The organism is Sporosarcina sp. P12(2017) (assembly GCF_002743035.1).
In the GTDB taxonomy this organism is placed as follows: domain Bacteria; phylum Bacillota; class Bacilli; order Bacillales_A; family Planococcaceae; genus Sporosarcina; species Sporosarcina ureae.
Window position 1 is genome coordinate 18,947 of record NZ_PDYL01000010.1, and the last position, 22,802, is coordinate 41,748.

The 22,802-nt window shown below is 40.9% G+C and carries 24 protein-coding genes; 22 read left to right on the top strand and 2 right to left on the bottom strand.

Annotation, left to right across the window (positions count from 1 at the left end):
- Positions 1-48: 48 nt before the first annotated feature.
- The 3 genes from CSV80_RS09445 (at position 49) to CSV80_RS09455 (ending at position 2,412) form a co-directional block, all read left to right on the top strand.
- Positions 49-810 (top strand): ParA family protein, encoded by a 762-nt coding sequence (locus CSV80_RS09445; protein WP_029054380.1) that lies wholly within the window; start codon positions 49-51, stop codon positions 808-810.
- Positions 803-1,636, top strand: a complete 834-nt coding sequence (locus tag CSV80_RS09450; RefSeq protein ID WP_099670635.1) for a ParB/RepB/Spo0J family partition protein — start codon at positions 803-805, stop codon at positions 1,634-1,636. The genes CSV80_RS09445 and CSV80_RS09450 overlap by 8 nt, the downstream gene beginning before the upstream one ends.
- Positions 1,637-1,707: 71 nt before the next feature.
- On the top strand, positions 1,708-2,412 hold the full coding sequence (locus CSV80_RS09455) for a DUF554 domain-containing protein (protein ID WP_099670636.1): 705 nt from the start codon (positions 1,708-1,710) through the stop codon (positions 2,410-2,412).
- Here the strand turns inward: CSV80_RS09455 and yyaC are convergent.
- Entirely contained in the window at positions 2,323-2,964 is a 642-nt protein-coding gene (yyaC, locus tag CSV80_RS09460) for a spore protease YyaC (protein WP_099670637.1), read from the bottom strand. The two genes, CSV80_RS09455 and yyaC, sit on opposite strands and share 90 nt — an antisense overlap.
- Before the next feature lie 113 nt (positions 2,965-3,077).
- On the opposite strand from yyaC, the gene CSV80_RS09465 reads away from it, so the two are divergent.
- From CSV80_RS09465 to ychF, 3 genes are all read left to right on the top strand, one after another.
- The gene (locus CSV80_RS09465) at positions 3,078-4,016 is read left to right on the top strand and encodes a mechanosensitive ion channel family protein (protein WP_051210565.1); all 939 of its coding nucleotides are present in this window, start codon (positions 3,078-3,080) and stop codon (positions 4,014-4,016) included.
- On the top strand, positions 3,997-4,194 hold the full coding sequence (locus CSV80_RS09470) for a DUF951 domain-containing protein (protein WP_029054375.1): 198 nt from the start codon (positions 3,997-3,999) through the stop codon (positions 4,192-4,194). The genes CSV80_RS09465 and CSV80_RS09470 overlap by 20 nt, the downstream gene beginning before the upstream one ends.
- 94 nt (positions 4,195-4,288) lie before the next feature.
- Complete coding sequence (ychF, locus tag CSV80_RS09475) at positions 4,289-5,389, top strand: redox-regulated ATPase YchF (protein WP_029054374.1); 1,101 nt, start codon at positions 4,289-4,291, stop codon at positions 5,387-5,389.
- Between the two features lie 393 nt (positions 5,390-5,782).
- On the opposite strand, the gene CSV80_RS09480 is transcribed toward ychF, so the two are convergent.
- Positions 5,783-6,325, bottom strand: a complete 543-nt coding sequence (locus CSV80_RS09480; RefSeq protein WP_099670638.1) for a DUF3267 domain-containing protein — start codon at positions 6,323-6,325, stop codon at positions 5,783-5,785.
- 155 nt (positions 6,326-6,480) lie between these two features.
- Here CSV80_RS09480 and rpsF point away from each other — a divergent pair, with 155 nt between their 5' ends.
- The 16 genes from rpsF to CSV80_RS09560 all read left to right on the top strand — a co-directional run bounded on the left by rpsF (position 6,481) and on the right by CSV80_RS09560 (position 22,779).
- On the top strand, positions 6,481-6,768 hold the full coding sequence (gene rpsF, locus CSV80_RS09485; RefSeq protein WP_029054372.1) for a 30S ribosomal protein S6: 288 nt from the start codon (positions 6,481-6,483) through the stop codon (positions 6,766-6,768).
- 48 nt (positions 6,769-6,816) lie between these two features.
- The gene (gene ssb / locus CSV80_RS09490; protein WP_029054371.1) at positions 6,817-7,338 is read left to right on the top strand and encodes a single-stranded DNA-binding protein; all 522 of its coding nucleotides are present in this window, start codon (positions 6,817-6,819) and stop codon (positions 7,336-7,338) included.
- Between the two features lie 45 nt (positions 7,339-7,383).
- Entirely contained in the window at positions 7,384-7,620 is a 237-nt protein-coding gene (rpsR, locus tag CSV80_RS09495) for a 30S ribosomal protein S18 (protein WP_029054370.1), read from the top strand.
- A 252-nt stretch (positions 7,621-7,872) separates the two neighbouring features.
- Positions 7,873-8,811, top strand: a complete 939-nt coding sequence (locus CSV80_RS09500; RefSeq protein ID WP_099670639.1) for a DUF2232 domain-containing protein — start codon at positions 7,873-7,875, stop codon at positions 8,809-8,811.
- A gap of 11 nt (positions 8,812-8,822) precedes the next feature.
- Positions 8,823-10,799: a DHH family phosphoesterase gene (locus CSV80_RS09505; protein WP_099670640.1), complete on the top strand. Its 1,977-nt coding sequence runs from the start codon at positions 8,823-8,825 to the stop codon at positions 10,797-10,799.
- Positions 10,796-11,242, top strand: a complete 447-nt coding sequence (rplI, locus tag CSV80_RS09510; RefSeq protein WP_029054367.1) for a 50S ribosomal protein L9 — start codon at positions 10,796-10,798, stop codon at positions 11,240-11,242. The genes CSV80_RS09505 and rplI overlap by 4 nt, the downstream gene beginning before the upstream one ends.
- Before the next feature lie 24 nt (positions 11,243-11,266).
- Positions 11,267-12,616 carry a replicative DNA helicase gene (gene dnaB / locus CSV80_RS09515; RefSeq protein ID WP_369802822.1) on the top strand — a complete coding sequence of 450 codons (1,350 nt, stop codon included), beginning with the start codon at positions 11,267-11,269 and terminating at the stop codon, positions 12,614-12,616.
- A 258-nt stretch (positions 12,617-12,874) separates the two neighbouring features.
- Positions 12,875-13,606, top strand: coding sequence for a response regulator YycF (yycF, locus tag CSV80_RS09520; protein WP_269466684.1), 732 nt, complete (start codon positions 12,875-12,877; stop codon positions 13,604-13,606).
- 6 nt (positions 13,607-13,612) lie between these two features.
- Positions 13,613-15,436 carry a cell wall metabolism sensor histidine kinase WalK gene (walK, locus tag CSV80_RS09525; protein ID WP_099670641.1) on the top strand — a complete coding sequence of 608 codons (1,824 nt, stop codon included), beginning with the start codon at positions 13,613-13,615 and terminating at the stop codon, positions 15,434-15,436.
- Positions 15,427-16,755 (top strand): YycH family regulatory protein, encoded by a 1,329-nt coding sequence (locus CSV80_RS09530; RefSeq protein ID WP_099670642.1) that lies wholly within the window; start codon positions 15,427-15,429, stop codon positions 16,753-16,755. The genes walK and CSV80_RS09530 overlap by 10 nt, the downstream gene beginning before the upstream one ends.
- Entirely contained in the window at positions 16,742-17,554 is an 813-nt protein-coding gene (locus CSV80_RS09535) for a two-component system regulatory protein YycI (RefSeq protein ID WP_029054362.1), read from the top strand. The genes CSV80_RS09530 and CSV80_RS09535 overlap by 14 nt, the downstream gene beginning before the upstream one ends.
- An 11-nt stretch (positions 17,555-17,565) precedes the next feature.
- A complete protein-coding gene (locus CSV80_RS09540) occupies positions 17,566-18,354 on the top strand; it encodes an MBL fold metallo-hydrolase (RefSeq protein ID WP_029054361.1) in 789 nt (262 codons plus the stop codon).
- Positions 18,355-18,460: 106 nt separating this feature from the next.
- Complete coding sequence (locus CSV80_RS09545) at positions 18,461-19,705, top strand: S1C family serine protease (RefSeq protein ID WP_099670643.1); 1,245 nt, start codon at positions 18,461-18,463, stop codon at positions 19,703-19,705.
- Between the two features lie 411 nt (positions 19,706-20,116).
- On the top strand, positions 20,117-20,596 hold the full coding sequence (gene rlmH / locus CSV80_RS09550) for a 23S rRNA (pseudouridine(1915)-N(3))-methyltransferase RlmH (protein ID WP_099670644.1): 480 nt from the start codon (positions 20,117-20,119) through the stop codon (positions 20,594-20,596).
- Between the two features lie 174 nt (positions 20,597-20,770).
- Complete coding sequence (locus CSV80_RS09555) at positions 20,771-21,637, top strand: ion transporter (RefSeq protein WP_233201558.1); 867 nt, start codon at positions 20,771-20,773, stop codon at positions 21,635-21,637.
- Between the two features lie 347 nt (positions 21,638-21,984).
- Complete coding sequence (locus tag CSV80_RS09560) at positions 21,985-22,779, top strand: 3-ketoacyl-ACP reductase (RefSeq protein ID WP_099670645.1); 795 nt, start codon at positions 21,985-21,987, stop codon at positions 22,777-22,779.
- Positions 22,780-22,802: the final 23 nt, after the last annotated feature.

The following is a 22,802-nucleotide window of genomic DNA, read 5'->3' on the forward strand; positions in this document are numbered from 1 at the left end:
TGGTATACTAGTAAGATAAACGAAATAGGAAAGAAAGCAGGTGCAAGAGTGGGTAAGATTATTGCTATAGCTAATCAAAAAGGCGGAGTCGGTAAAACGACGACTTCTGTAAACTTAAGTGCATGCCTTGCCCATTTAGGCAAAAAAGTGCTCTTAATTGATTCTGATCCGCAAGGAAATGCGACGAGTGGGGTCGGTGTTAACAAAGGTGATGTACAGGACTGTATTTATAATATGCTAATTGATGATGTGCCAGTACGTGACGTTATTCTACCAACGGAGATTGAAAACCTTGAAATTGTTCCTGCCACCATTTCACTTGCGGGTGCTGAAATTGAACTCGTCTCTACGATATCACGTGAGGTTCGCATGAAACACGCAATTCAAGACATAAAAGATGACTATGACTATGTCATTATCGACTGTCCTCCATCTCTTGGCCTTTTAACGTTGAACGCATTGACGGCTTCAGATTCAATTATTATTCCGGTACAGTGTGAATACTATGCGCTTGAAGGACTAAGTCAATTGCTCAGTACGATTCGTCTAGTCCAAAAACATTTGAATGAAGCACTTTATATTGATGGCGTATTATTGACGATGTTTGACGCCAGGACCAATCTAGGCATTCAAGTTATTGAAGAAGTAAAGAAATACTTCCAAGACAAAGTGTATAAGACAATCATTCCACGTAACGTTCGCTTAAGTGAAGCACCAAGTCATGGTAAGCCGATTATATTATATGATCCACGATCCAAAGGTGCGGAAGTGTATTCAGAGCTGGCAAAGGAAGTGGTGGAGAATGAGTAAAGGTCTAGGTAAAGGTCTTAATGCATTATTTCCTCGTGAGACATTGGAAAAGGTAGAGCTTTTACGTCTGAAAAGCATTAAAGTCAATCCATATCAGCCACGTAAAGAATTCGATGAAGTGTCGTTAAATGAATTAAGCGAATCAATTAAAGAACACGGAGTTCTGCAACCAATTATCGTACGAAGTGTAGGTACACAGTATGAAATCGTTGTAGGGGAAAGAAGATTCCGTGCTTCTGAACTGGCAGGCAAAAAGGAAATACCAGCAGTTGTACGTGATCTAACAGATGAACAATCAATGGAAATGGCTATTCTTGAAAACTTGCAGCGTGAAGACTTATCTCCCATTGAAGTAGCAGAGGCGTACCAGAACTTAATGGAAAGTCTGAAGCTAACACAAGAGCAACTTGCCTTTAGGTTAGGTAAAAGTAGACCACACATCGCCAACCATATTCGTTTACTCACGTTGCCGGAGAAAGTGTTGAAAGACATTTCCCACGGAATACTTTCAATGGGACATGGGCGTACACTTCTCGGGTTGCGTAAAAAAGAACAAATTTTATCTATTGCTGAAAAGACCAAGACAGAAGGGTTAAATGTTCGTCAATTAGAGAAACTAGTTCAACATTTGAATGAAGATGTTCCACGTGAAACAAAGAAGGAAAAGAAAAAAGATATATTCATTGAAGCACAGGAAAACACACTACGTGAACAATTCGGTACAAATGTAACGATCAAGAAAACGAAGAGAAAAGGTAAAATCGAAATCGAGTTTCACTCGGATGAAGACTTTGAACGTATTCTTGAATTATTGAACGCTGAGTGATGATACACAAACCTATTTTGCTTTCATTGCAGAATAGGTTTTATTCTTGAAAAGAACTTGGACGTGACTACATGATATTGTTTGGTTCACTGTTTAATGTATTAACGATTATAATAGGTACGTTAATCGGAAGGTTTTTATACGGGATACCGGAACGAATGAAAGAAACCATCATGTATGGAATTGGAATGGCCGTAGTAGCAATCGGTTTACAAATGACATTTGAAACAACACAAATTGTCATTGTGATTCTTAGTATTGTGATAGGCGCAATCCTCGGCGAATGGATTGACCTCGATCAAAAGGTTAATCAATTGGGACGATGGATTGAAAGAAAGTTACCGGCTAAAAAGGAAGGACCGGGAATTGCGCAAGGATTCGTTACAGCTACGTTGTTTTTTTGCGTAGGATCCATGGCAATCATCGGTGCTATTGATAGTGGTCTCCGCAACGACCACAACGTTTTAATAATGAAAGGGATATTAGATGGTTTCACTTCAATTATCTTTAGTTCTACATTAGGCATTGGTGTAGCGTTTGCAGCTATCCCTCTACTGATTTACCAAGGAAGTATAACCTTTCTTGCCACCATCCTCAGCCGGTTTGTCCCAGATGAATTAATGAAGTTATTCATTTCTGAAATGACAGCTACAGGCGGCTTGATGATTGCGGCGATCGGATTAAATCTAATCGGCTTGACGAAAATCAGGGTAGCCAATTTTATCCCAGGTATTGCGGTAGTTGCGATCATCGTAACGATTGTATATGCTTTTTGAAGGCTGACGATGATGTGCTAATTGTAAGGCACGGCCAATCATACGACTCATTTCGAACGGTAGATGAAGACGAGTACTTTGTAAAACGGCTTGCTCCATGAAACCGCCGACATTGACGATTCCTTTGACAGATACATCACCAACGAGAGGAAGTTCTTTTCCTACAGCTTTCCCAGGTGCAATGGGACCGCTATGAAACAGTAGATCACCAACTGCATCCTTCTTACTCAGGCAGGCATCGATTGCCACTACAAATGCATCGGGATATAATGATTTCGTGAGTTCAATCCGTTGTTGTAGATTAAGAGCGTGCAGCGGCTCTTGTAACGTGCCGACTACTGTATAAGGGAATAGACTTAGCTCTGACAAGTAGGAGCCTGTCAAAGGACCGAGTGAGTCGCCAGTAGAACGATCGGTCCCGATGCAATAAAAAATGATTGGTTGTTGCTTAAACGGAATATGTTGCATGAAATAAGAACTTAATTTCCACACGACACCGGTTTCTTTACTAGAAATACGGTAATGATAAGAAGAGGGTTCGGCTGTATACATAGGGAGACACCAGTCCTTTGTGATATATTTACGCTGAAATTTATACTGCGCACGTATTGCTGTGCAGTATATCCTGAGGGGTAAGGGTTTATACGAAAGGAGGATTTCTTTCAATGGCATCAACTTCTGCTACAAAAGAAGAAGTGAAAGAAAACCTAGAAGTTCTAGACGAAGCAGTTCAACAGGTAAAAGAAACTCTATTTGACGCGGAATTTTGGCTAGGTACCGGATTCTTTGCAATCCGCATTATTTTAATAATTGTCGTGGCAGGTATCGTCGTAAAAGCCGGACAAGTATTGATTCGCCGATTTTTTGCCATTAAGCTAAAAAGTCCGATGCGTAAAACAGAACGACGTGAGAAGACTATGATTAAGCTTTTGGAAAATGCATTGAAATACATCGTCTATTTTTCCGCTATACTAGCAGTTTTGACAGAGTTTGAAATAGATGTAAAAGGCCTTCTTGCAGGTGCGGGTGTGCTAGGTCTAGCTGTCGGTTTTGGAGCCCAGAGTTTAGTGAAGGACGTCATTTCTGGGTTTTTCATCATTTTTGAAGATCAGTTTGGAGTCGGGGATTATGTGCGTATTAATTCGGGTGAAGGAACGGTTATGGAAATCGGGCTTCGCACAACGAAAATCGCATTGTACGGCGGCGAGTTGTATACAGTACCTAACGGTCAAATAGGTGAAGTCATCAATTACTCTGTCACGAATTCCATGGTTTTGCTTGATTTAGCTCTATCTTACGAAACGGATATTGACCACGCAGAGGAATTAATCAAGGGATTCCTTGGGAAGTTACCGAGAGAACGCTATTCAGAAGTTATTGGAGTACCGGAAGTGTTGGGCGTACAAAGTATCGAACCTTCAAGAATCTTGCTACGCATTGCCGCAGAAACTGAACCGGTTGCTAACTTTAGTGTAGGACGAAAATTACGACAGGACTTAAAGAAATTTATGGATGTGAATGGAATTGAAATGCCTTATCCACGAATGGTGATACGTGAAGAACATAAGGAAGGGGATTCAGATGATGGCGGACAAAGAGTTTAATTTGCATGACGTAGTGGAGATGAAAAAACAGCACCCTTGTGGCACAAATGCTTGGAAAATCATCCGAATGGGCGCTGATATTCGAATTAAATGTGAAGGCTGTGGACACAGTGTCATGATTCCTCGTAATGAATTTTCTAAGAAGATGAAAAAGATTCTAGTGAAGAACGAGTCTTGAGAACACATGGACAATCTACCGTATTGTCCTTATAATGAAGTGGTTGACTAACGAATAATGTAAGCTTTGGATAGATAAGAAAGGTGTGGGAATAATGGCGTTAACAGCTGGGATTGTAGGTCTTCCGAACGTGGGGAAATCAACATTATTTAATGCAATAACAAAAGCAGGAGCAGAGGCGGCGAACTATCCGTTCTGTACGATTGACCCGAACGTAGGAATAGTTGAGGTACCAGATGAGCGTTTAGACAAATTGACTGAGCTCGTCACACCGAAAAAGACCGTGCCAACTGCATTTGAATTCACTGATATTGCAGGGATTGTAGAAGGTGCAAGTAAAGGCGAAGGTCTAGGCAACAAGTTCCTTTCACATATTCGTGAAGTAGACGCAATTTGTCAGGTAGTTCGTTGTTTCGTGGATGAAAACATTACACACGTGTCAGGGAAAGTAAATCCAATCGATGATATTGAAGTCATTAATTTGGAATTGATTTTAGCGGATATGGAAAGTGTAGATAAGCGTTTGGCTCGCGTTTCCAAAATGGCGAAGCAAAAAGATAAGGAAGCAATGGCAGAAGAGCCCATTCTACTGAAATTACGTGATGCATTTGAAAATGCCATGGCAGCGCGTTCTGTTGAATTGACAGATGATGAGCTACAAGTCGTCAAAGGCATGCACTTACTGACGATCAAACCAATGTTATATGTAGCAAACGTTTCAGAAGATGAAATTGCAGACGCAGATAATAACCCCTATGTACAACAAGTTCGTGACTTTGCAGAGAAGGACAATGCAGAAGTAATCGTAGTTTGTGCAAAGATTGAAGAAGAGATGGCTGAGCTTGAAGATGAAGAGAAAGAAATGTTCCTTGAAGAGCTTGGCATTAAAGAATCCGGTCTTGATCAGTTGATTAAAGCGACGTACAACCTACTTGGATTTGCTACATACTTCACGGCAGGCGTACAAGAAGTTCGTGCATGGACGTTCCGTAAGGGCATGAAAGCACCACAATGTGCTGGAGTAATCCATACCGACTTCGAACGCGGATTCATCCGTGCAGAGACGGTAGCATACGATGATTTGGTCGAGCACGGTTCCATGACAGCAGCAAAAGAAGCCGGCAAAGTCCGTTTGGAAGGTAAAGAATACGTCGTTAAAGACGGCGACGTCATGCTATTCCGTTTCAACGTATAATACAAAAAGCTGATCCTCCAAGTGAGAATCAGCTTTTTTATGTTTTAAATGGTTTTAGTTTAAGACCTGCAAAGGGTATGTAAGAGTATGTAATATAGTGGACGAATATAGATTATTTATGGTCATTGTGTCTAAGTGAGCGTTGGCCTTGAATGAATTCAAATTCAAATGTGGAACCGGAATACAAGCCTAAATATAATGCACAATAGTAAGTGATGCCTACCTACTATGCAAGGGATTGGAGCGTAGGAGGGGCGACTCCGGAAGGATCAGCCCGATCAGGTGAGACCACTAAAGGAGCACAGCGACTAGGGGGCTCACCGCGGGCCCTTCGGAAAGCGTCCCCTCCGAAGCGCAAATCCCGATACCTATCCCATTGCAACCCTAACCAATTCATTCAGCAGGATAAATATACAACTTAGGCAACTCGGGATCATCCTTCACCATTGCACCATCCGGAAACTTCTTTAACTCCTTATACATAGCAAAATCTCCAGCAGCACCGCCAATCAGCATCGCACCTAACAGTAACAACACACCATCATTGAAATACAACGCAAGAACGGCAGGCAACACACCCGTCATCCAAAAGGGCAGCAACAACGCTTTGCGAATACCCTTATTGTTCATCAACTGATCGGCGGTAGCGTACGCAACACCCATCTTCAAATTGACACCATACGCCATGTTCTTCCACGGCACATGACAAAACATACGAAAACCCAGCAAATGAAAAAACTCATGTATAACAATTAATAAAATATATCCAACCAAAGCATAAACAACATACCACACTGAAAATGACATAAAGAGTCCACCTTGTAACAGACCACGAATTATTAAAAGTGCTATAAGCGGTAAGAAAGTGAGCCATAGACTTTGCTTCGCTATTTTCTGTAAATTGAGCTCTACAATTACAGGCTGTTGTTTTTCCATGTGAAATCACTCCTTAATTCATTCAGTATAGTATATTGAAGGTTGATATTCCAATCGTGATGTGATAGTATGTACTGATGTGAGTAATATTAAATTTACTTACTCCTTGCCCACTTGTAAAAGTAGGGCCCAAGTCCATAAGGAGGTGACTATTGATGAGAAAGTACGAAATTATGTACATTATGCGCCCAACTCTTGAAGATGACGCGAAAAAAGCGTTGATTGAACGCTTTGATACTGTCCTAACTTCAAACGGAGCGGAAATCATCGAGTCGAAAGAGTGGGGCAAGCGTCGTCTTGCTTACGAAATCGACGACTTACGTGAAGGTTACTACCAATTAGTAACTGCTAACGCTGGTGCTGAAGCAATCGATGAATTTACACGTCTAGCGAACATCAACGAAGGTATCATTCGTCATATGACAATTCGTGTAGATGCGTAATCTGATATAAAATTTATTAAATTTATGATGAGGGAGGTTTGATTCTGAATGATAAACCGTGTCGTTTTAGTTGGCCGATTAACAAAAGATCCTGAGCTGAAATATACACAAACTGGAATTGCTGTAACACGTTTTACACTGGCAGTGAACCGTGCGTTCGCTAATGCCCAGGGAGAACGGGAAGCGGATTTCATCACGTGTGTAGCTTGGCGTAAACAGGCTGAGAATATCGCGAATTATTTACGAAAAGGAAGTCTAGCCGGAGTGGATGGTCGTATACAGACGGGCAGCTTCGAAGGCCAAGACGGTAAGCGTGTTTACACGACAGAAGTTGTTGCGGATAGTACTCAATTCCTGGAACCAAGAAATGCTAATACAGAACGTCAGCAAACACCATCTTATGGTGGTGGAGCGCCTTCTTATAATGCACCTTCTCAAAACCAGGGACAAGGATACAATAACCAGCAATCCTACCAACCGAATCAGCAAAATATGACACGTGTCGATAATGATCCATTCCAGCCAGGCGGCGGTCCGATTGAAGTAACAGATGACGACTTGCCATTCTGATCGAACGGTTCACTTGATATGTAAATAGGAAGGAGGACAACAATTATGGCACCACGTCGTGGAGGTCGCAAACGCCGTAAGGTTTGCTATTTCACTTCTAACCACATTACTCACATCGACTATAAAGATGTGGATTTGTTGAAGAAGTTTATCTCTGAGCGCGGAAAGATGTTGCCTCGTCGAGTTACGGGTACAAGCGCTAAATACCAACGTAAATTGACGGTCGCAATCAAACGTGCACGCATTATGGCACTTCTTCCGTTCGTATCTGAAGAGCGGTAATATATAAACCGCCACTGACTGAATTAATCAGTCAGTGGCGGTTTTTTATTTGTATTGAAAACCTGATATTTGTGGGCACGTTGCGCATCCACTTTACTGGGAACTGTAACTGCCTGTATTTTTGATTTCACGTCGAATCGTGATACAATTAGAAGGATGATTGTAGCTTTATATGAATTAAGGTATACAACACTTTGTCTCCTTATTAACGATAGGCGGCAAAAGAAGCAGTGAATGAATTGAGGCGTAGATATGCAAGATCAAGCAAGTAGAATTACGTACGGTGCCATGATGGTCGCACTCTTCGCCATATTACTGGCAATGACTTTATACGTACCATTACTCGGCTTATTGACATTGTTGCTCGTTCCATTGCCCATTACGATTTATCGTTTACGTTATGACCGGATCTCTACACTGATGGTCGCGATGTGTACATGGCTAATCACTTTATTGATTGGCGGTCTGCTATCCATCCCAGCAGCGGTTGTATTGAGTGCAGTGGGATTCGTTATCGGTGATACTGTACGAACTGGCAAGACGAAACTTTATGTATATATGGCAACAGGTGTCACATTGCTCATTTCATTGAGTCTATTGTATCTTGGTACTGTGTGGTTCATGAAAATTAATCCGATTGAACAGTTGATGCAACAATTTTCAGCTATACAGCAAGAAGCACTTGTAATTCTTACAGGAATGGGAAATTCAACAAGAGATATAGAACGAACCGTGGCAGAGGCATTTACGTATTATCAAACCATTGTGCCTTCCCTGTTCATCTTATCTGTTTTTGTAACAGCCTACCTGTTCGTTATGCCCATTTTGGCGGTCGCAACACGTTTGCGATTTGAAGTTCCCAAGTTTGCTTCCTTTCTTACTATGCGTCTTCCGTTTGCAACGGTATTAGCCTATCTGGCATTGCTGTTGATTTCTATTTTATCGCAGCCGGAACAGGGCACAACGTTTTATCTAATGGAGGCAAATGCCATTCTCATCTTTAGATTCTTATTCTTCTTACAAGGTTTGGCGTTAATTTATTATGCATTGCGCAAGATGAAGCTTCCAATGATCGTCAACGTGCTAGCTACATTATTCGCCATGTTCCTCAGTCCCTTCACCGTAATGCTGGGTGTTTTGGATATCGCCATTAACATTCGTACATGGATAGATAAAGACAAGAGAGTGTAGGAGATGAGACATTGAATTTATTTTATAAAAAACGAAAGATACGAATTCCATTAGCAGTCTTGTCTCTACTTGGAGCGGTAGGTTCCGTACTACTAATGCTATTGAACTTTTGGGTTGGACTGTTTTTTGCCGTCGCTTATGCGCTTGCACTAGGCATCGCTTGGAAAGTAGAGAATGATAACTACTTGGAAACAGAGAAATATATTGAAACCTTATCCTATCGAATGAAAAGGGTTGGAGAAGAAGCGCTACTGGAATTACCAATTGGGATTATCTTGCTGAATGATAAGCAGTTAATTGAATGGATCAATCCATTCGTAAGCACGATTTATCCTGACAAGACTTGGATTGGGTCACAGCTCTACGAAATGAGTGAAGCATTTCGTCAAGTAATTAGAGAAGACAGTGAGCAAGATGTCATTGTATTGAATGATCGCTCGTATCGTGTGTACTACAAACCAGAAGAGAAGTTGATCTATCTATTTGACGTAACAGAACGTATAAAGATGCAATCCCTTTACTACGCTGATCGAACGACGATTGGGATTTTATTGGTCGATAACTATGACGAACTATCCCAGACAATGGACGATCAGACACGAAGCCAGATGAACTCACTTGTTACCTCATTGGTCAATCAATGGGCAGATGAATATGGGATCTTTGTAAAACGAATTTCTTCTGAGCGTTTCTTGGCCGTATTCAATGAAGGTACACTGGCATTATTGGAGAAGACTAAGTTTGCATTGCTCGATACGATTCGCGAGAACACGTCTAAACACAGCGTATCACTTACATTGAGTATTGGGGTAGGGACAGGTACTACGTCGCTTACAGAGCTTGGTGAGCTAGCACAGTCGAGCTTGGATTTAGTTCTCGGACGTGGCGGTGATCAAGTAGCGATCAAACACCATGATGGGAAGCTGAAATTCTACGGTGGTAAGACAAATCCTGTTGAAAAACGTACACGGGTGCGTGCACGAGTCATTTCACACGCGTTGCGTGATTTAATCCAAGATAGTGACCGCGTGTTCGTCATGGGTCACAAAATGCCTGACATGGATGCGATTGGTGCATCGATTGGTGTACGTAAAATGGCAAGAATGAACGGTGTTGAAGGCTATGTCGTCGTTAATTTTGATCAGCTCGATGCTAGTGTCAGCCGTTTGATGGATGAAGTGCAGCAAGATGAAGAATTATATGATCACATGCTGATGCCTGAAGAAGCGTTGGAATTGATGACGGAGCGTTCATTGGTCGTGATTGTTGATACGCATAAGCCGAGTATGGTTATAGATGAGCGCGTGTTGGACAAAGCACAGAAGGTTGTATTAATCGACCACCATAGACGGGGAGAAGAGTTCATTAATAATACTGTGCTTGTATACATGGAACCATATGCATCTTCGACGGCGGAACTGGTAACGGAATTACTGGAGTATCAGCCAAAGAACGAGAAGCTGACAATGCTGGAATCGACGGCGATGCTAGCAGGTATTGTAGTGGATACGAAAAGCTTTACACTCAGGACAGGTTCTCGTACATTCGAAGCGGCTTCCTATTTGCGAACGAATGGCGCCGATACCGTGCTAGTGCAGCGTTTGTTGAAAGAAGATATTACGACATATATTGAACGATCAAAACTAATTGAGACCGTAGAATTTGTGGGCAATGGCGATATTGCGATTGCAAGAGGGCAGGATGACGTCGTGCACAGCTCTGTGCTGATCGCGCAGACAGCTGATATCCTGTTGACGATGCAAGGTATTTCCGCTTCATTTGTCGTCGCAAAGCGTGATGATGGAAAAATGGGTATTAGCGCCCGCTCATTGGGCGAATTGAATGTTCAAGTCGTTATGGAAGAGTTGGGTGGTGGCGGTCATTTAACGAATTCTGCTTGCCAGTTAAGTGTAGATACGATGGATGAAGCAATCACGATGCTAAAGGATGTACTAGATCAATATGTAGAGAGGGGAAATGAAGGATGAAAGTTATTTTTTTAAAGGACGTCAAAGGAAAAGGCAAAAAAGGTGAAGTAAAAGAGGTATCAACTGGATATGCACAAAACTATTTATTGAAAAATAATGTAGCAGTTGAAGCAACTCCAGGTAATTTAAGTAAGTTGCAAGGTCAGAAGGAACGTCAGAAGAAAGATGCGGCTGCAGAATTGGCAGAAGCGAAAGAATTAAAAGAGCAAGTTGAAAAGTTGACGGTAGAGCTCCAAGCGAAAACTGGCGAAGACGGCCGTCTCTTTGGTTCTATCACGTCCAAGCAAATCGGGCAAGCGCTAGAAAAGCAAAATAAAATTAAAGTAGATCGCCGCAAGATGGAATTACCTGAGCCAATTCGTGCACTTGGTTTTACAAATGTTCCGATCAAATTACACCCTGATGTAACAGCTACACTTAAAGTACATGTTACAGAAGAATGATAAGGAGATAATAGCTTGAACCAGATGATCGAGCGCACACCTCCGCATAACAACGAAGCAGAGCAGTCGGTACTTGGTGCGATATTTTTAGAACCACAGGCACTAATTACCGCATCTGAAATATTGTTGCCGGAAGATTTCTATCGGATCGCACATAAAAAGATTTTCGAAACCATGCTTGTACTAAATGACAGAGGTCAGCCAGTCGATTTGGTAACCATTGCCGAAGAGCTCAAAGTGAAAAATGAGCTTGAAGACGTCGGGGGTATTTCGTATATCACAGAGCTTGCCAACGCGGTTCCAACTGCTGCAAACATTGTTTATTACGCAAATATCGTAGAAGAAAAAGCTTTATTACGCAGACTGATCCGCGTTGCAACTGACATTGTGGAAGACGGCTATACACGGGAGGATGAAGTAGAAGCCTTACTTGGTGAAGCCGAAAAGAAAATGATGGAAGTATCCAACCGAAAAAATGCTGGCGACTTCCGTCATATTAAAGATGTATTAGTGGAGACGTATGACAATATTGAATTATTGCATACACGTAAAGGCGATGTAACAGGTATACCTACCGGGTTCCGTGACTTGGATCAGATCACAGCAGGCTTCCAACGTAATGATTTGATTATTGTGGCGGCTCGTCCTTCTGTCGGTAAGACCGCGTTTGCTTTGAACGTAGCGCAAAACGTAGCAACGAAGACAGATGAAAATGTTGCGATTTTTAGTCTCGAGATGGGCGCGGAACAGCTCGTTATGCGTATGCTCTGTGCGGAAGGAAACATTGATGCGCAAGTGCTACGTACAGGGAATCTTGAAGCGGACGATTGGCGCAAGCTGACGATGGCGATGGGCTCGTTATCAAATGCGGGAATCTTCATCGATGACAGCCCAGGTATTCGTATCAATGAAATACGTTCAAAATGCAGACGACTTCAACAAGAACATGGTCTTGGAATGATCATGATTGACTATTTGCAGCTAATCATGGGAAGCGGACGCGGCAGTGATAACCGTCAGCAAGAAGTATCTGAGATCTCTCGATCACTGAAAGCCTTGGCGCGTGAATTAAAAATACCAGTCATTGCACTATCCCAGCTTTCACGTGGTGTAGAGCAACGACAAGATAAGCGCCCAATGATGTCCGATCTTCGGGAGTCAGGGAGTATTGAGCAAGACGCCGATATCGTTTCCTTCCTCTATCGAGAAGATTACTATGACAAAGAAACTGAAATGCAAAACATGATTGAGATCATTATTGCCAAGCAACGTAACGGCCCAACCGGTACCGTAACCTTGGCATTTGCAAAGGAATACAACAAATTCCTCAATATCGACTGGAGCCAGCACGAATCCCCTCCGTCTTACGAATAAAACAGTGCGCCTTTCTTCTGTGATTGTAGAAGAGGATGCGCTGTTTTTTCATTGTTCCACGCAAGTGATCCCCGCCTGAAAAAGTGCGATTTTACACAAATCGTGATAGAGTTAGAAGATATGGAATAATATATTTCAGCTTTAGAATCAGGCTGTGACCATAGAAAAGTTAGATTAGCGTTTTATGTACCACACAAGTTTACATTGTCAATTTTAGTCGTGGAACAAGAACATAGCTTAAAAATTTGATCGCCAATTATGGTGAGAAAGGAACAAAACATGCAAAATAAAACTGTATTTATTGTAGACGATGAGAAACCCATCGCAGACATCATAGAATTTAATTTGAAAAAGGAGGGCTTCAACGTCTTTTGCGCATACGACGGTGAAGATGCAATCAACCGTGTAGAAGAAATTCAGCCGGACATCATGCTTCTTGATATCATGCTTCCTAAACGCGACGGTATGGAAGTCTGTAGAGAAGTACGAAAAAAGTACGATTTCCCCATTATTATGCTGACAGCGAAAGATTCGGAAATTGATAAGGTCTTAGGGCTTGAACTTGGCGCAGATGATTATGTTACGAAGCCATTTGGAACAAGAGAATTAATTGCCCGGGTCAAAGCCAATCTGCGTCGTCACGCGAGAACTATAGCGGAAGATCAGGAAGAAGAAACGAATGATATTACGGTCGGACAACTAGTTATTCAACCCGATGCTTACTATGTTCAAAAGCGTGGAGTTACAATTGAACTGACGCATCGTGAATTCGAACTACTGTATTACCTAGCAAAACATATCGGTCAGGTGATGACACGTGAGCATTTACTGCAAACTGTATGGGGCTATGATTATTTTGGAGATGTACGAACAGTCGATGTAACGATTCGACGTCTTCGTGAAAAGATTGAAGACACGCCGAGTCATCCGAGCTGGATCGTCACAAGACGTGGCGTAGGTTATTACTTGCGGGATCCGGAACAGGAGTAGGCCACTATGCATAAGGTAGGTTTTTTCCGGTCGATTCAAGTCAAGTTTGTCTTGATCTATGTCTTGCTTATACTTGTGTCCATGCAGATTATTGGGCTGTATTTTGCTCGTGAACTGGAACAAACATTAAAAGATAACTTTACGAGTTCGATTGTAGACCGAATGAATTTAGTCGAGTTCAGTGTACGGGAAGAAGTATTAAAAAAACGTAAAGACAGTGATCCCACGCTGGAACAAAGCTTAAAAAATGTCTTGTTCGAGTTCACTTCAGACGACATTATTGAAATACGGGTTATAAATTCTAAATATCGTATTTTGGCGACATCTTCATTTGATAATCAGATGAGGGTAGGTCAACATTCGACCAATGATAATGTGCGAAAGTCTATTACATCAGAAGCGATGAAAGATGTCGTGACGATTGATCCGCAATCTCATAATCGAGTGCTTTCCTTAGCCAAACCGATTTTTAACGGCAATGAAATTATAGGATCGCTCTATGTAGAAGCCAATATTGAATCCGTTTTCCAGCAAATCGAAGAAATTAATCGAATATTGGCAGGGGCGGCTGCTGTCTCCCTAACCATTACAATAATAGTTGGAATTTTCATTGCCAGGGCATTTACCCGGCCAATTTCAGACATGCGGCGACAAGCACAGGCGATGGCAAAAGGGAACTTCACCCGAAAGGTTAAAGTGTACGGAACAGATGAGATGGGTCAGCTGGCTATCGCATTCAATCACTTAACCAACCAGCTGCAAGAATCTCAGTCCACTACTGAGAGTGAAAGGCGAAAGTTGGCCTCAGTTCTAGAAAATATGACGGACGGTGTCATTTCGACTGACCGAAAAGGACGAGTTAGCTTAATTAACGACTCTGCCCTACAAATGCTCGGTGTAACAAACGACCTCGTCATTAATCGACCTATCGCCAGTATTCTGGGTATAGACGATGAATATACGTTTGAAGAACTAATCCAAATGAAAGAATCGATACCACTGGACTTCAGTACAGAAGATCAAGCATATATTTTACGTGCTACAATTTCCGTTACCCAGCGTGAAACAGGCTTCGTAAACGGCTTGATCGTTGTATTACATGATAATACGGAGCAAGAAAAGATTGATATGGAACGTCGAGAGTTCGTATCGAATGTTTCACATGAATTGCGTACACCGCTCACTACGATGCGCAGTTATCTCGATGCATTGGCAGAAGGGGCGTGGCGCAATGAAGAAATTGCTCCAAATTTCTTACATGTTACGCAAAATGAAACCGAGCGAATGATTCGTCTCGTGAATGACTTACTGAAACTTTCACGTATGGACAGTAAAGAATATGAATTAAATAAGGAATGGGTAGAATTTAACCGGTTCTTCAATGCGGTTATTGAGCGCTTTGAATTTTCAAAGTCGCAAAATGTACGCTTTACACGAAATTTGTATTCAAGCAGTCTATTCGTGGAGATCGATACCGACAAACTCACGCAAGTACTAGACAATATCATTTCCAACGCCTTAAAGTATTCGCCGGATGGTGGAGAAATCCGCTTCGGTGTAACAGTTTCTGGTGATTATATTAAAGTGATGATTTCCGACGATGGAATGGGTATTCCAAAATCCAATGTCAATCGAATATTCGATCGTTTCTATCGTGCAGACAGAGCCCGTTCTCGTGCCCTCGGTGGTACCGGCCTCGGCCTCGCAATCGCTAAAGAAATGATTGTAGCGCATAAAGGAGAGATATGGGCACAGAGTGAAGAAGGAACAGGAACGACAATCTTCTTCAAGCTACCATTTGAACAACAAGAGGACGGTGAGTGGGATTGAAATATATTGAAACAATTAAATCCATCGTATTGTTGTTGCTCGTCTCGCTGAGTGTGCTATTCACATTAGCGGTTTGGAACTATTCGCCGAATTACGAACCAATGGAACAACTACAGACTGTCGATATTTCTATTTCTGAAAAGAAAGCAATCGATGAAATCATTAAGCCGTATAAAATTATTACTAATTTAAAAGATCAGGTACTGGGTTCTACGGATACTGAAAAGGTCGATAGGATTCTGACAGAAATGAATACTTGGGATTTATCTGATCTACATTTGGTAAGTCAAGACATGAATAAGTTTGATATTGCAAAAATCTTACGGCAACCAAGCCAAATGACATTCTACTTTACTGGGGAAGTACCTATGCTCGTTTATGACAATGTATTACTAGTCGACGACGTGAATATTCCGGAAGCAACTTTTAATCGTCTAGTCATTGACTGGGGGCAATCCACACAAGCGCCAGTCATTCATTTATTGAGCGAAATGAGCGGCCTACATTACCAGATGCAAGTGACACTACCGAATAAAACAAGTTTTCTGCGCAACGTAGTAGATGTCGGTCAATCATTCGACGAGTATGCGGAAATCGATCGTGGCAATGCACCATTTCTTGCCGTACCAAAAGATCCTATAACTGTTATGCGTAATACGTATTATCAGGAAGAAATCAATCCATTACGCTTCCGTGATGCGTTGTTCAGTGATCCGAATGCCGTACGACGTAATCTAGTGGATTCAACGCATGAAGAATATGGAGACGACCATGCTTTCATGAATGTCGATACCGAGATTAAAAGGTTGAATTATGTCATGCCTGCAGTGGAAAGTCAGGAGATAGCAATACCTTCAGAATTATTGTTAAATACTATTGATTTTATCAATGAGCATGGCGGCTGGACGGATGAGTACCGCTACGCTTATATGAATCCGATATCCCGTTATGTTAGGTTCCAACTATATGTCGATGGCTTGCCCGTCTTTAGTGATCAATCAGGTACTAGTGAAATAACGGAGACGTGGGGAAATCAACGCGTATTCAAATATATACGTCCGTATTACACATTGGATGTGAACATTGAACCAGTACAAGAAACGTTGCCTTCAGGAGTGGAAGTGGCGGAGGCTTTACGTGAATCAGAAGAGTTAGACTTCGATTTGATAGAGGAAATCACTCCGGGATATTATATGATCCGTGATGTGGAACGCAAATTAATTATTTTGCAACCTTGCTGGTATTACCTTATTAAAGGTAACTGGTTACGCTTCGCTCCAGAAGAATTGCAAGGAGGTGACAAGATTGGATTGGAATAGAACCAAAACGATCTTCATCATCGTCTTTTCCATTCTAAATGTCTTCTTGTATTGGCTCTATTTAGATAGGCAAATGGGTGTCGGAAATATGCAGATTCTCGGGAAAGCATCCGTGGAAGAAACATTGGCGCTAGAGAATATTACGTATGAGCCCATTCCTTTCAATAAAAAAGATGTTTCATATTTGTCAGCTCATATTGCCACCTTTTCCAATGAAAAGTTGGATGAGTTAAGTGACCAATCGTTTGTTTTGATCGAACAATCACGATTACTGTCCCATATGAAAAAGGCTGTAAAAGTAATTGATGGAAAAGACGAATATAATTTTGACGAGTTCTTAAAGAAGTATGTGCTAAATGGTGAAGATTACGTGCTTTGGGATGTGGACGAAGATGAGCAGAGCGCTGTATTCTTCCAAAGAGTAAAAAATGAAACCATCTTCTATAGTTCCAACGCCATGCTGATCTTGCACTGGAACGAGGATGGAGAAGTTACGCATTACGAACAAAGTATGCTCGATGAGTTCTTAAGCTTTAATCATAAGAAAGACTTACTTTCGCAAGACGACGCAGTCTCTTCACTTGTTACACGAGGTTATTTGAAATCGGGTTCTACTGTCATGCAGGTGAAATCAGGTTATTCAACACTCGTTCAGCTGACAGAAACTCAAGTATTTGCACCGACGTGGAATGTTCAGGTAAAATTGAAGGATGGAACGATAGAACATTACTTCATCAATGCGATTGAAGGAAAAATCATCGAGTTCCAATCGGATATATTAGAAGAACCAATAGAATAGGAGTTTTCCACATGCGATTTAGCATTTTGGCGAGTGGCAGTACAGGCAACTCGCTATATATAGAGACAGATGAGCATGCTTTTCTCGTAGATGCCGGCATGAGCGGTAAGAAAATTGAAGGTTTGCTCGGATCGATCAATCGCTCGATGAAACAAATTGACGGCATTTTCGTCACACATGAACACAGTGATCATATTAAAGGGATCGGCGTACTGGCCCGGAAGTATAAAACACCCATTTATGCCAACGCCAAAACGTGGCAGGCGATGGACGGACTTGTAGGAGAGATTCCCGTTGATCAGCGTTTCCACTTCGACATGGAAACGGTGAAAACATTTGGCTCACTGGATATCCAGTCATTTGCTGTATCCCATGACGCAGCAGACCCCATGTTCTATACATTCAATGAAGGTGACCGTAAACTGGCGATTATTACGGACACAGGCTACGTCAGTGACCGTATGAAGGGTCATATCCACGGAGCTGACAGCTTTGTATTTGAAAGCAATCACGACGTTAGCATGCTACAAATGGGACGTTATCCATGGTCCATCAAACGCCGTATACTAAGTGACGTGGGCCACGTATCGAACGAAGATGCAGCCGTCGCAATGAGTGAGGTAGTAGCTCAAAAAGAAGCGCATATTTATTTAGCCCATCTTAGCTTAGATAATAATATGAAAGACTTGGCGCGCATGAGCGTAGCACAAACCCTCGAAGATTGCGGCATTCGTGCAGGAGAATTTGTTCATTTGCATGATACGGATGCATCAGAATCTACAGAGCTTGTGCTAGTCTGAAGTACTTGCGAAAAGCCTTGCTAAATTAGTGAGGCTTTTTGCATTTTCAAAGAGTTATTGGGGTACAGTACATGTAGGATTACTTTCTAATAAGGAGGAAATGCGAATGGATGATGAAAGAAGAGAAGAAAGAAAAGAAGAAACGGAATGGCAACAACCAATTCCGCCGGTAGAACCAAAACGAAATACAAAACGTAGAGGTAGTTTTTGGCCCGGCTTACTTGGCGCATTGTTGGGTGGTTTAATCGTATTTTTAGTCATGATGTACGCAACTGGTTCATCAAGTAATGACGATGTTGCAACATCTAAACAACCAGAAGACAAAACCAACTCGGAACATGCCCAAGTATCAATGGATATCTCAAGCGAAATTACCGATGTTGTAGGTGACGTCGCAAATGCCGTTGTTGGTATTACAAATATCCAGACAGTCCAAGACTTCTGGTCTTCCACAACATCTACTCAAGAAGCCGGATCAGGTTCTGGTGTCCTATATAAAAAAGAAGGCGACAAAGCATATATCGTCACCAATCACCACGTCGTAGAAAATTCCGAACAACTTGAAATTAGTTTTGATGATGGTACTAAAGTTGAAGGGAAATTAATCGGCAGTGACCTATGGACAGACTTGGCTGTAGTCGAAATTGATGCAGAACACGTTGATACAGTGGTAGAATTCGGTGATTCAGATGCGTTAAAACGTGGAGAATCAGTTATTGCAATCGGTAATCCATTAGGACTTGGCTTTGCAGGGTCCGTCACAGTGGGTGTAATTTCAGGTAAAGATCGCTCCATTCCAATGGACTTAAACAAAGATGGGAACATCGATTGGCAAGCAGACGTCTTGCAGACAGATGCGGCAATCAATCCCGGGAACTCCGGTGGTGCATTAATCAACATGGCAGGTCAATTGATCGGGATCAACTCCATGAAGATCTCTGAAGCAACAGTAGAAGGAATCGGATTGGCTATTCCAATCAATATTGCATTACCAATTATTGAACACTTAGAAGAAACAGGACAAGTAAATCGTCCGACAATGGGCGTATCGTTACTTGATCTTCAACAGATTCCCATTCAGCAACAGCAACAGACGTTGAACTTGCCTGAAGAAGTAACGGAAGGCGTCGTCGTTACGGATGTCATATCAAATTCATCCGCATTAGAAGCAGGCGTGAAGAAGTATGATATAATCGTCCAGTTGGATGAAGAGAAAGTGACAGATATGGTCAGTCTACGTAAGTATTTGTATAATAAAAAAGAAATTGGCGATCCATTGAAAATTACAGTCTATCGGGATGGAAAGAAAGTAGACTTGGAAATGGTATTGAAAGACGGAAACACATTCTAAGAAAAAGTATATTGTCCACATAGTGAACAACTTTCCGCCCACATCAGGCATCTAGCGAAAATGCGCTATGATGCCTGATTTTTTTATGAAGTTATCCAATTGTGGATAAAATCGAAATAATGTGTATAATATTGTGTAAAAGAAAATACTCGAAAAAAACTAAATAAAACTAAAGTGACAAGTGTTAATCCCTTACAGGTCAATAGGTTGGAGTATTTTCATTTTTTTTGGGAGTAAGATCATTCTATTCAAATTATAAAACGGATAAAAAGTTATCCACATTCGTATGATACAATAATCAGAGAAATTTACATGTAGTACAGAACAAATAATCGGACACAATATGTAGATAGAGTTGTGGATATGTGCATAAGTATTGTGTATAACATTTAGAGGGCGAGTGGATAAACTGTGAATATATCAATTGTGACCGTGGGTAAGTTAAAAGAGAAGTATTTGAAACAAGGAATAGAAGAGTATACAAAACGTCTGAACAGCTATGCAAAAATGCAATTAATTGAAGTGGCGGACGAAAAAGCACCCGAAACACTAAGCGAAGCCGACATGGAAATCGTTAAAAAGAAAGAAGCCGATCGAATTCTAGCGAAAATTGCACCAGACTCGCATGTCATTGCACTAGCAATCGACGGGAAAATGAAAACTTCTGAGGAATTTGCAGCTAGTATTGATTCGTTGATGACGTATGGTAAAAGCAAGATTGTGTTTGTTATTGGCGGATCACTGGGTTTACATAGTAGTGTATTGCAACGTTCGAATGAGAAGTTATCGTTTTCTAAGATGACATTTCCGCATCAGTTGATGAAGTTGGTGTTGGTGGAGCAGATTTATCGTGGATTTCGGATTATTAAGGGAGAGCCTTATCATAAGTAGGTGAGGTTTTTATAAGCGGAATCTAGTTTGCCGTTTCCATCGTGCCTCATTTTGTGTCCTCTTTATCAGCTTGTCATCAAAATTATTGAATAAATTATCTTCCAGAGTAAATTAATTACGCAAGAACCTGTTATACTAGTAACGATTTAATTAATTAATGAAAGGAAATTTAGATTGCCGCAAACAAAATTTAAAAACAATAAAGAGTGGAATGGTAGAGGGTCTTTAAGAGACTTGATTACTAAGTTGGTAATGCACAAATACTTTCAGCCAGTTATTATTAGTCTTATACTGATAAATGGACTAATTATCGTTAGTGAGACTTACTTTGCTGGAAACTCCGTATTACTAACTCTTGATCTAATCATTGTGTGGATCTTTGCCTTAGAGGTAATATTAAAATTAGTCGGCTACGGACTTAAAGGGTATTTTTCAGATCGATGGAACATATTTGATTTTATCATTGTTGTCGCGAGTTTGATATTTTACGCAACACCATTTGTCAGTATACTAAGGTTAATTAGAGTGTTGCGCTTAATTAGATTAATACCGGCCATTCCAGCATTGCGAAAAATTATTGACTCATTAATGAAATCCCTACCTGCATTAACAGGAATTTTAGGATTATCGTTTTTAATTTTTTCTATTTATGCGATTATTGGAACGACATTTTTTAGTGAAGTGCTTCCCTATGAATTTTTCGGTAGTTTTCATACAGCATTGTTCACACTATTGCAGGTTGTAACGTTTGAATCATGGGCGAGTCAAGTTGCCCGACCGATTATTAATGAGGTTCCGTGGGCTTGGGCTTATTTTGTATCTTTTATCATTATAGGTGCTTTAGTCATCTTAAATCTTGTCGTTGCTGTCATTCTAAGCTATTTGGGCCAGGATGATGAACATGAGCGAGAGAAAAAAATGGAACGTCTACTTAGAGAAAATCAAGAAGTAAAAAGAGATATACAAGAAATTAAACAAATTCTTCTTGATAGTCATCATAAAACAAATGACCTTGAACAAGAGAATAATCTAAAACAATGACCCTTGGTCGTTTGTAATAATGGAATCCCGTTTGACCCTGAACCGTACAGGATCATACGGGATTCTTTGTATGTAAAAAGAGTAAAGGATACGGATAAAGGAATTGAGCTGTCAAATAAACACTTTAACAATTTTGCAGTTCGGATAGGTGCATATATAAGAGAGATGATTAAAAATAATATTAATCAGAACTTCTTCCGATATGAGTTTGATTCTATTTACGTTTACCCTTCCGCACTTAACAAAATCCATAGAAGTGAGCCTTCTTTGTTTCGTTAAAAATGACTAAAGGAACTATGAGTAGAATAGTAGTTAACTTTACAAAATAGCTATACAAGCGTCCATTCATGCTAAGGATCTTTTCAACGGGTATACTAAAAATAAAACATACAACGCTTGAAAGGGGTCCTTTAAAAAGGGCACAATCATTAACTGGAAAAGTAGCATTTGTTACTGGCGCAGCACGAGGAATAGGGAAAGCAACGGCACTTCATTTAGCAAAAGAGGGAGTCCATATTGCATTACTAGCAAGAACTGAATCTGCTTTAAAAGAAGTAGCAGCTGATATTGAAAGTCATGGTGTGAAAGTCGCTTACGCAACAGCTGATGTTTCATCTAAAGAGCAAGTTGAAGAAGCCATTGCATCATTAACCAATGAGTTAGGTACTGCTGATATATTAATTAATAACGCGGGTATTGCAACATTTGGTACTGTCTTGGAGATGGACCCGGAGGAATGGAAGAACATAGTAGATGTGAACTTGATGGGTACATATTATGTGACACGTGCTGTATTACCGCAGTTAATTGAAAAAAATGCGGGTGACATCATTAATATTTCATCGACAAATGGTCTAAATGGAGCGGCTACTTCAAGTGCATACAGTGCATCCAAATTTGCGGTAATTGGCTTTACAGAATCATTGGCACAAGACGTACGTCGAAATAATATACGTGTTTCCGCACTAACTCCAAGTACGGTAGCAACAGATTTAGCATTAGATTTAAATTTGATTAAAGAAAACGATGACTCTAAATTGATTCAATCAGAAGACATTGCTGAAGTGATTGTAAATCAATTGAAATTAAATCGACGTGTTTATGTGAAAACAGCAAGTTTCATTGCGACTAATCCATTTTAATTTATTTACTAACTTGATCAAGC

What these genes read in the sequence shown, in the direction of transcription:
- CSV80_RS09450 (WP_099670635.1), top strand. Translation starts at nt 803, where the DNA reads ATGAGTAAAGGTCTAGGTAAAGGTCTTAATGCATTATTTCCTCGTGAG.
- CSV80_RS09455 (WP_099670636.1), top strand. Translation starts at nt 1,708, where the DNA reads ATGATATTGTTTGGTTCACTGTTTAATGTATTAACGATTATAATAGGT.
- yyaC (WP_099670637.1), bottom strand. Translation starts at nt 2,964, where the DNA reads ATGTATACAGCCGAACCCTCTTCTTATCATTACCGTATTTCTAGTAAA.
- CSV80_RS09465 (WP_051210565.1), top strand. Translation starts at nt 3,078, where the DNA reads ATGGCATCAACTTCTGCTACAAAAGAAGAAGTGAAAGAAAACCTAGAA.
- CSV80_RS09470 (WP_029054375.1), top strand. Translation starts at nt 3,997, where the DNA reads ATGGCGGACAAAGAGTTTAATTTGCATGACGTAGTGGAGATGAAAAAA.
- ychF (WP_029054374.1), top strand. Translation starts at nt 4,289, where the DNA reads ATGGCGTTAACAGCTGGGATTGTAGGTCTTCCGAACGTGGGGAAATCA.
- CSV80_RS09480 (WP_099670638.1), bottom strand. Translation starts at nt 6,325, where the DNA reads ATGGAAAAACAACAGCCTGTAATTGTAGAGCTCAATTTACAGAAAATA.
- rpsF (WP_029054372.1), top strand. Translation starts at nt 6,481, where the DNA reads ATGAGAAAGTACGAAATTATGTACATTATGCGCCCAACTCTTGAAGAT.
- ssb (WP_029054371.1), top strand. Translation starts at nt 6,817, where the DNA reads ATGATAAACCGTGTCGTTTTAGTTGGCCGATTAACAAAAGATCCTGAG.
- rpsR (WP_029054370.1), top strand. Translation starts at nt 7,384, where the DNA reads ATGGCACCACGTCGTGGAGGTCGCAAACGCCGTAAGGTTTGCTATTTC.
- CSV80_RS09500 (WP_099670639.1), top strand. Translation starts at nt 7,873, where the DNA reads ATGCAAGATCAAGCAAGTAGAATTACGTACGGTGCCATGATGGTCGCA.
- rplI (WP_029054367.1), top strand. Translation starts at nt 10,796, where the DNA reads ATGAAAGTTATTTTTTTAAAGGACGTCAAAGGAAAAGGCAAAAAAGGT.
- dnaB (WP_369802822.1), top strand. Translation starts at nt 11,267, where the DNA reads ATGATCGAGCGCACACCTCCGCATAACAACGAAGCAGAGCAGTCGGTA.
- yycF (WP_269466684.1), top strand. Translation starts at nt 12,875, where the DNA reads ATGGTGAGAAAGGAACAAAACATGCAAAATAAAACTGTATTTATTGTA.
- walK (WP_099670641.1), top strand. Translation starts at nt 13,613, where the DNA reads ATGCATAAGGTAGGTTTTTTCCGGTCGATTCAAGTCAAGTTTGTCTTG.
- CSV80_RS09540 (WP_029054361.1), top strand. Translation starts at nt 17,566, where the DNA reads ATGCGATTTAGCATTTTGGCGAGTGGCAGTACAGGCAACTCGCTATAT.
- CSV80_RS09545 (WP_099670643.1), top strand. Translation starts at nt 18,461, where the DNA reads ATGGATGATGAAAGAAGAGAAGAAAGAAAAGAAGAAACGGAATGGCAA.
- CSV80_RS09560 (WP_099670645.1), top strand. Translation starts at nt 21,985, where the DNA reads ATGCTAAGGATCTTTTCAACGGGTATACTAAAAATAAAACATACAACG.